9 protein-coding genes and 1 other RNA gene are annotated in these 6,751 nt (G+C 28.2%); 3 read left to right on the top strand and 7 right to left on the bottom strand.

What is annotated here, in order from left to right; all coding sequences use genetic code 11:
- From E6771_RS07500 to E6771_RS07480, 5 genes are all read right to left on the bottom strand, one after another.
- Positions 1 to 312, bottom strand: a 312-nt coding sequence (locus E6771_RS07500; RefSeq protein ID WP_316090615.1) for a hypothetical protein, incomplete at its 3' end; no start/stop codon positions are given.
- Positions 313 to 335: 23 nt separating this feature from the next.
- Positions 336 to 1,520: a ShlB/FhaC/HecB family hemolysin secretion/activation protein gene (locus tag E6771_RS07495; protein ID WP_410054670.1), complete on the bottom strand. Its 1,185-nt coding sequence runs from the start codon at positions 1,518 to 1,520 to the stop codon at positions 336 to 338.
- A gap of 162 nt (positions 1,521 to 1,682) precedes the next feature.
- Positions 1,683 to 1,889, bottom strand: a complete 207-nt coding sequence (locus E6771_RS07490; protein ID WP_316090614.1) for a hypothetical protein — start codon at positions 1,887 to 1,889, stop codon at positions 1,683 to 1,685.
- 403 nt (positions 1,890 to 2,292) lie between these two features.
- On the bottom strand, positions 2,293 to 2,694 hold the full coding sequence (locus E6771_RS07485) for a hypothetical protein (RefSeq protein ID WP_316090613.1): 402 nt from the start codon (positions 2,692 to 2,694) through the stop codon (positions 2,293 to 2,295).
- 291 nt (positions 2,695 to 2,985) lie between these two features.
- A complete protein-coding gene (locus E6771_RS07480) occupies positions 2,986 to 3,264 on the bottom strand; it encodes an HU family DNA-binding protein (protein WP_316090611.1) in 279 nt (92 codons plus the stop codon).
- Between the two features lie 370 nt (positions 3,265 to 3,634).
- Here E6771_RS07480 and E6771_RS07475 point away from each other — a divergent pair, with 370 nt between their 5' ends.
- On the top strand, positions 3,635 to 3,904 hold the full coding sequence (locus E6771_RS07475) for a hypothetical protein (RefSeq protein ID WP_316090610.1): 270 nt from the start codon (positions 3,635 to 3,637) through the stop codon (positions 3,902 to 3,904).
- Complete coding sequence (locus E6771_RS07470; RefSeq protein WP_316090609.1) at positions 3,861 to 4,277, top strand: hypothetical protein; 417 nt, start codon at positions 3,861 to 3,863, stop codon at positions 4,275 to 4,277. The genes E6771_RS07475 and E6771_RS07470 overlap by 44 nt, the downstream gene beginning before the upstream one ends.
- A 469-nt stretch (positions 4,278 to 4,746) precedes the next feature.
- On the opposite strand, the gene ssrA is transcribed toward E6771_RS07470, so the two are convergent.
- Positions 4,747 to 5,094: a transfer-messenger RNA gene (gene ssrA / locus E6771_RS07465) on the bottom strand.
- Between the two features lie 57 nt (positions 5,095 to 5,151).
- On the bottom strand, positions 5,152 to 5,592 hold the full coding sequence (smpB, locus tag E6771_RS07460; RefSeq protein ID WP_316090607.1) for an SsrA-binding protein SmpB: 441 nt from the start codon (positions 5,590 to 5,592) through the stop codon (positions 5,152 to 5,154).
- Positions 5,593 to 5,833: 241 nt separating this feature from the next.
- Between smpB and E6771_RS07455 the strand changes: the two genes are divergently transcribed.
- The gene (locus tag E6771_RS07455; protein ID WP_316090617.1) at positions 5,834 to 6,700 is read left to right on the top strand and encodes an ROK family protein; all 867 of its coding nucleotides are present in this window, start codon (positions 5,834 to 5,836) and stop codon (positions 6,698 to 6,700) included.
- Positions 6,701 to 6,751: the final 51 nt, after the last annotated feature.

Here is a 6,751-nt window from a genome sequence, read left to right as displayed (position 1 = left end):
ATTAAGATTAGAGTTTCCCTGAATTATTCCACCTATTTGAGTTTTATTAAATTCCTTACTACTGTTATTAAGAAGAACTCCTTCTTTTCCAACATTATATTCTTTAAAATAGTTATGAGATACTCCATTTTTATTAGGAGCATTGATATTTACCACTGGAACTCCATTAGGCGCTTTCTCTACATTTACCTGTTGATTCCTGTTTTGATCTCTGACTACACCTGCTGCAAGAAGCGGTTGTGTAAAAATACTTAAAAAAATGTAACCATAAATTATTAATTTTTTCAAAAAACTGTTTCGTAACTTTTCCATTTTAATCTTCCCCCTTAAAATGTTTAAATTCTAGCACTCATAGTAAAATATATTTCATGTGTATTCTTTTTTATATATGATGGAGCTGTTAAAGGTTTTGAATATGTAAAACTCATATCAAAATAATTAAAGTACATCCTAAGACCTATTGAAGCACCACTCATCTCACTGCCATTTTTTTCATAATATTCATCTTTATATACATCTTTTACTCTTCCATAATCATAAGCAATAAATGGCTCTAGAAACTTATAGTTATATCCAATCTCATTTCTCATATAGAAGCCTTTATCACCCATTATTGAATTTTCTTTAAAACCTCTGACTGTAGTATCATCACCTATTCCTAATTTCTCTGAAGAATAGAGTATATCATCTGAATACTGTCCACTTAAAGAAACTCTATATGAAAACCTCTGCTCTCCTATATTAAATGGTCTATACCAGCTTACATCTGCTGTATATTTTTGAAACTGCGCTTTTGGAGAATATTCTCCCTTTCCTTCATCACTTTCTGCGCCAAATCTATCCAATCCTTCATGATAAGTCAGATTTCCATAAAAGACTCCATTAAAGAATCTCCTATTGTGATTTACATCAACTTTTAATACTGATAATTTTCTTGAACTTGTTATTAATTTAATTCCATCAAAATAGTTTTTAGTTTCCTTATTTGTTAAAGTAACCCCAAGTGATGTTTTTCCATTACTATTTCTACTGATTATTCTTCTTACTGAATAGTTAATATTCTTTGAAATTCCTGTAGATTCATAAGTATGAGCAAATGATCTTATTGTAGAAAGATATTCAGATTGGTCTTTAGATATAGAGAACTCCCAATACTTTATTGGAATTCTGTAATAGAAAGAAAAGTTTTCATTATCCTTGTATTTTGTACTTGTTCCAAGTTTCTTCTGATATGTTCCTGTAAAAGAATCATTCAATCCTATAATATCTTCAAAGATAAGTGAAGTTTTCAATCTGTCCCTTCCTGTTGATTTCTGTCCTAAATCATTGTAATTTATTACACCAGATATCTTTTTACTTCTCTGATTATCAATTTCGATTATACTGCCACCAAGAGTTTCACCTGCCAAAATATCAAGTTTAGCATTATTAGAAGACACTGAATTCAGATTATCTATTCCTTGATCAAGGTCATTAATATTTAACACATCTCCTTTTGAAGCAGGAAAAGATGTAAAAATATTAAGTTTTCCCTTACTTCCATCTTTAAATCGTATCTCTTCAATGTGACCTTCTAAAATTTTTAAAGCTCATGAGATTAAGAATATTTTTTCCACCTATTTTACCAATGTACTTCTTTTTTAATGTTTCAATTTCTGAAGCTTTTAAAATGGTATTCCCATTTATTCAATACTTCTTATCTCATCCCCAATAGCTTCAATATTTTCTTCTAATTCATTTAATTGAATCTCTTCCTTTCCCTCTGCCTTTTCCAGCTTTCTTATCTCCTCTTCATGTCTTCTTCTTCCTTCTCTATTAATTTCTTCTGAATTTGAAAAAGATATTGATGATAATACAAAAAAACTAATAAATAGTGTCTTCAATTCCATATACTTTCCCCATCTTATATTATTTTAATGTGTTTAATTTATTATACATTATTTTAGATTAAATTAGTAGATTTTTTTTATTATTTTGCGTTAAAAAAGAAACCTTTCCTACATTATTAATGAAAGGAAAGGTTTTATTTTCATATAATTTATTAAGATAAATTTTAAAATCATTTATTATAAAAATAATTTTAATTTTTAATTTCATAAAAATTTTTTATTAATTACCTTATGATATGTTAGTAAAATAAAAATTAATAGATAGACACCAGTATTTTAATTTCCTTTAGCCCATCTTTTAAATTTATTTTGTCTTATTCAAGTATATATTTTCACTAATATTATATATTTCGCTGGCAAAATACTCTATACAAGTAGACTAAGTAAATTCAACAATTTATTCTTAAATAATTCCAGTATCTTCCCAATTCGTAGTATCTGGCAGCTTACGACTCAAATAATACTCATGAAAAATTTGGGCAATCTGCTCTTTACTATTAACTTGAGTTGCATATATTTTTTCACCAGTACCTACTTCTACAATATAAGAAGAAATACCTACATTTGTCTCTTTTGATAGACCAAATAGTCTTTTAAAAAAACCAGTTGGTTTAGGGTAAAAAGGCATGCACTGCATAAACTCATTATCTGTTCCATTTTGCTCAAACCATATTGTAACAAAAGCTCCTTCTCTGTTTGAAGTTCCACGTTCAGGATTATCAAGTGAGAAAATAGACTCTTTAACTTCTTCCCAAATAACAGCTTCCTCTCTACCACATTCTGTTCTTATTTTACACTGAACCATATCTCATACACCCCATCTGCTTCTTATTAAAAGTTATATAAATTATACTGCCTCCAAGTAATCAATTAAGTAACTTGTCCAAAACAATATATTGTTTTTTTGAGCCAATATAGTCCAAAGTCAGTTATTATCTTATTCTATCATAACCAGATTATCTTGTCTATTTTGTTGCCAGGCTACTTACTTTGTTACTAATACATATTATATCAAAAAATAGAAAAAAAGAGCTAGTTTTTTCCTTAGCTCTTTTCTATAGAATAATGGTTTTAATCTCTGGAATTTATAATAAAACTATTTATTAACTTTTTCCGCTAATCCTTTTCCTGGTCTAAATTTAACTACTTTTTTAGCAGGAACTTTCATCATTTTTCCTGTTTGCGGATTTCTAGTCTTTCTTGCTGCTCTATCCATTACTTCAAATTTTCCAAACCCCATAAATGATATCATATCTTTCTTTTCAAGAACCATTTCTATCGTTTTTAGAAATGCTTCCAGTTTTTCTTCAGCTTCTTTTTTTGTTTCAAATTTTCCTACTTCTTTGTACAAAGTGATAAATTCTTTTTTAATCATTATAAACCTCCTAAGTTAATTTGATGTTTCATGGTTAGTATTCAAATATTTTTTAATTTTTCCTTTGAAAATTTTTATAATTTTTTATTTAATTGCCATTACTCTTTAATTTTTGAATCTGCTGTTGCTTTATAATGTTCTTTTTTTCTAACTAGTTTCTGATAGAAAAAATAATTTTTTATTTAATATTTTATAAAATTTATAATATTAAAATTATAAAATACAAAAGGAATGATAAAAAAATAATGAATAATAATTATAAATTATAGTTTTTAATATTCATCAATAAAATCTGGAGTTAGCTTTAAATATAAAATTAAGCTGTCTTGATAAAAGAACAATCTAAATATTAACAAAGGAGCAGAAAAATATGGAAGAAAAAAAGAAAAGAGGTCGCCCTTTAGGAAGTGGAGTAAAAAATTACTGCTCTCTTGGATGTCGACTTACAGAAAATGAATATTTCTTAATTAAAGAATGTCTAAAAAAACTTAAAAAAAAATATGGTTCAAATGACAAAATAATTTTAAAATTATTTAAAAAGTATAAAAACGCATTTGAGAAAAAAGAAATAGAATCTATTAAAGAGGAGTATTGTAATGATAAAACTAACAGAGATGGAATTGGAAATTCTGAAAGATAATAAAGATGGAATAGCACAATTACTAGTAAGAAAAGCTATTCTTGCTGAGATGGAAAAGAAAGTATACACAGAAGAGGAAAAAAAATACCTTGAAGAAATGAAGTTAAATATGGAAATAGAATTCTACCTTAATTCAATAGCACAGAAAACGGTTCAAATACATGATTATGAATTGTTGGAAGTGTATAAAAATAATGCTGAGCTATTAAAAGATAAAAATACTGTAGAAGTATATCCTCAACTTCAACAGGCTCTATTTAATCAAAAATTAGGAGAAGAAAAAGTAAAAATAATAAATGATTTAATAGAGAAATATAAAATAAATGATGTACTAAAAGAATATATAAAAACTGAAGATACACTTGAAAAATAAAATAAAATATAAAGGTTATAATTTTTTTAAAAACTAACTTCTCAAGAAAAAAAGTTTTTTCTTTTAAAATAATTCATCTTTATAAATATATTATAAGAACAATTCAACTATCTTTATTGAAATATTTTATTGTACTTATAGCATTGTTTTTTTAATAACTTACCTTTACAAAGCAAATATTTTATCAAACCATATCTCACACATATGGTTTTTTTAATATTTTTTGAAATCTTTTTTCTTAATTTCTAATGTATCAAATTTTATTCTTTTCATTTATCTTTTTTCTTAATTTTTTATACTTTCCTTAATTATAAAAAAATCATCTTTTAAATTTAAGTAAAGACTTTAAATCTAAAGATGAATTTCTGATAAAAAATATATTAGAAACATTCATTGAAAAGGTCACTATCTACAACAACCGTGTTGTTATTGACATGAAAATTTTTTCAATGATGGACATGGCTAGAAATGGTGGAGATGACGGGAATTGAACCCGTGTCCGAAATTGCCAGCGCCATAGGCTTCTACAAGCTTAGTCTGCTATTAGATTTCGCAGTAGTTAATCCCACAGACAGGGCTAACTAAAGCTATCCTCTGGAATGTCCCCTATAACTTAGAGAAATCATTTAGGGTAATCTGTATTTTTGTGACACCTTGGCTGAACACATTTACAGAAGAATATGTTCAAAGGTGAGCTGACATTAAGCAGCTAAAGCGTAATTTCTATTTCCATCTAAACGATGAGTTGACCTCTCACAGCGGTCAACCTGGCCTGCTACTTATAACCTGAGAACCCCGTCGAAACCTTTGCATCCCCATTATTCAATTTTTATGCTACATTAGAGTATAGCACATTTTTAAATTTTTTTCAATTTTATCTTTCTTTTGCTATCCTTTGAAGATCTCTTTCTACATCTTTTTTAGCTAGACTTTCTCTCTTATCATAGTTTTTCTTACCTCTTGCCAGAGCTATTTCCAGCTTTATATATCCCTTAGACAGATGAACATTCAAAGGAACAATAGTATATCCTTTTTGAGATACTTTCTCGTGAAGTTTTTTTATTTCTTTTTTATGAAGAAGAAGTTTTCTTACTCTTCTTTCATCTGGATTATACACACTTCCAAATCCCCATGGAACTATTGACATTCCCATAATAAAAATTTCTCCATTTATTATTCTTATAAAAGATTCTTTTATACTTATTTTTCCAGCTTTTGCAGATTTTACTTCACTTCCTACCAACTCAATACCGGCTTCAAATTTATCTTCTATGAAATAATCGAAAAATGCTTTCTTATTTCCTGCTAGTATCATTTTCTCCTCCTAAATCTATATTATCTAATACATTATACCAAATTATATAGTTTTCTCCTACATCTGATCTTTATTATACTCCTTTTCTCTTCAAATTCAAAATCTATTTCTTACAGTGGTTTAGAGAATTAATTTTTCTAAATTTTTTTATTTATCATCTACAAACTTTCTTAAAGAAATGGTAAAATATATTATAGAAGGTAAAATGATTTTAAAGTATATGGGAATGGGAGGAGATACTATGTTCTTTGGTGCAATAGAAGCTGGTGGAACAAAATTTGTATGTGGAATAGGAACTAAATCTGGTGAATTAGTAGAAAGAGTTTCTTTCCCTACAGAACTGCCACATGAAACAATGAAAAATGTCATATCTTTTTTTAAAGGTAAAGACATCGAAGCAATTGGAATAGGATGTTTTGGTCCTATTGACTTAAATAAAAATTCTGAAACTTATGGCTATATAACTTCCACTCCTAAAACTGCATGGAAAAACTTCAATCTTGTTGGAGAAATTAAAAAGAACTTTAATATCCCAGTATATTTTGATACAGATGTAAATGTTGCTGCTTTTGGTGAATATATATGGGGAGCTGGAAAAGGCTTAAAAAATTCAATCTATCTCACTGTAGGAACTGGAATCGGTGGAGGAGCAATAGTTGAAGGAAAACTTGTACATGGAATGCTTCACCCAGAGATGGGGCATATTTTTGTCAACAGACATCCCAGAGATAAATTTGTTGGAAACTGTCCATTTCATGGGGGAAACTGTCTGGAAGGTATGGCTTCAGGCCCAGCTCTCGAAAGAAGATGGGGAATGAAAGGTATAGATATCCCAGATGATCATCCTGCTTGGGAAATGGAGGGATATTATATAGCTCATGCCCTTGTAAACTATATACTTGTTCTGTCACCTGAAAAAATAATGTTAGGTGGAGGAGTAATGAGAGAGAAGCATCTTTTCCCTATAATCAGAAAAAAAGTGGTTCAGCTTTTAAATGGCTATATCCAAACTGAAAATATTCTAAAAAATATTGATGAATATATTGTTCCTCCAGCTCTTGGAGAAGATGCTGGAATTTTGGGAGCTTTGGCTCTTTGTTTTAAATAAAAAATAAGGGTACTCTAATTTTTGAGTACCTTTTTTTATCCACATTTTTAA

It is taken from the genome of Fusobacterium sp. (assembly GCF_032477075.1).
Lineage (GTDB): Bacteria > Fusobacteriota > Fusobacteriia > Fusobacteriales > Fusobacteriaceae > Fusobacterium_A.
The sequence above is the reverse complement of the archived record's forward strand: the minus strand, read 5'-3'. Positions and strand labels throughout refer to the sequence as shown.